Annotated in this window: 1 pseudogene; it reads left to right on the top strand. The window is 41.6% G+C overall.

The features are described from left to right. Positions 1-1,315, top strand: a pseudogene (locus tag V2H45_RS22035) (hypothetical protein); the annotation flags it as partial.

The following is a 1,315-nucleotide window of genomic DNA, read 5'->3' as shown; positions in this document are numbered from 1 at the left end:
ACACCAAAGAGGAAGACGATGGAGGTAAATCTGACACCCATTCGGAAGAAGATGGGGGGTCGGACGGAGGTGAGTTCGATACCCCTCAAGAGGAAGAGGAGGATGAGGAACTAATTGAAGGAGGAAAAGAGATTTACTTTGACAACAAAGATATAGACGCGCATTACACAAATGAGCGGACAGAGCAACGAGACGATCTTAAAGAACAGATAGAGGGGCAAGCAAAAGACATTCGAGATTACACCAATCTCATAAAGGCAGTAAGAGATTTAGAAACATCTGACGAGGCGCTAGATCGAATAATAGATTTATTCAATAGTAGCAAAATGCTTGGAATTATTCTCAAGAAAATTAGTGAAGATTGGAACATCCTTAAGAAAGCGCCTGTAAGGGAAAAAGTAATAGCTGCCATCGATAATCTCTTAAAATCTGCGATCGAAAAATCGAAATTAGAGGAGATGCCAATTGACGAGCAAGGCAACGTGAATGAAGAACAACTGAAGTCTCGCCTCGTGCAGTACGATGAGACAAAAGAGGAACAGGACAAGACGCAAGTTACAGTCTCTAGTACTTTGAATCGCAGCCCGCAGCATGACACACCTAGCGCACCCGTTGACACCACGAATAGTGTTACCCATCAAAAAGGAAAAGGCTGGGAAATTTTTGTAATGAGTCCAACAGGCGATCTGCATATGGCATCGCACAAGATTGGTAAATATCATCATTCTAGTTTGCTTGCTGGTGCAGCCACAGCGGCAGCGGGATCTATCAAAGCTAGCGGTGGAAAGATAGAAGAGATGAATGACAAGAGCGGGCATTATAAACCTGGTCCAGCCCAAATGAAACAGGTATTGCATCGGTTACAAAAAGGTGGGATAAATTTGGATTTTAAGCTTGATTTAGGCTCAGTTCAAACGACCTATAATAAAGCAAGTGAGCTTTTTGGCGATGAAAGTGGCTTGCAGACATTCGGATCTGAACTAGGAGCAATAAATAGATCTGAAGCAAAAACTCGTTTGGTAAAAGTTCGTGATATTTTGAAAAAATTTATCGATGTCAAAGGTGAGGCATCTGTAAAAGAAGTTTTCACCAGTATTGGTTGGAAATATGAGATTGGTCAATTCGGAATTGTTATCCGTGGCGCTAATGGTGTTCTAGCTACAGAACAAGAAGTTCTAGAAAAGCTCAATCAAAAATTCGATACTAATCAAGAGGAAGAAGGTAAGGAGGATACCAAAGAAGAAGACGATGGAGGTAAATCTGACACCCATTCGGAAGAAGATGAGAATAAGGAGGATACCAAAGAAGAAGACGA

This window comes from Tumidithrix elongata BACA0141 (assembly GCF_036349135.1).
In the GTDB taxonomy this organism is placed as follows: domain Bacteria; phylum Cyanobacteriota; class Cyanobacteriia; order Pseudanabaenales; family Pseudanabaenaceae; genus Tumidithrix; species Tumidithrix elongata.
Note: the sequence above shows the minus strand (reverse complement) of the source record. Positions and strands in the feature narration are given on the sequence as shown.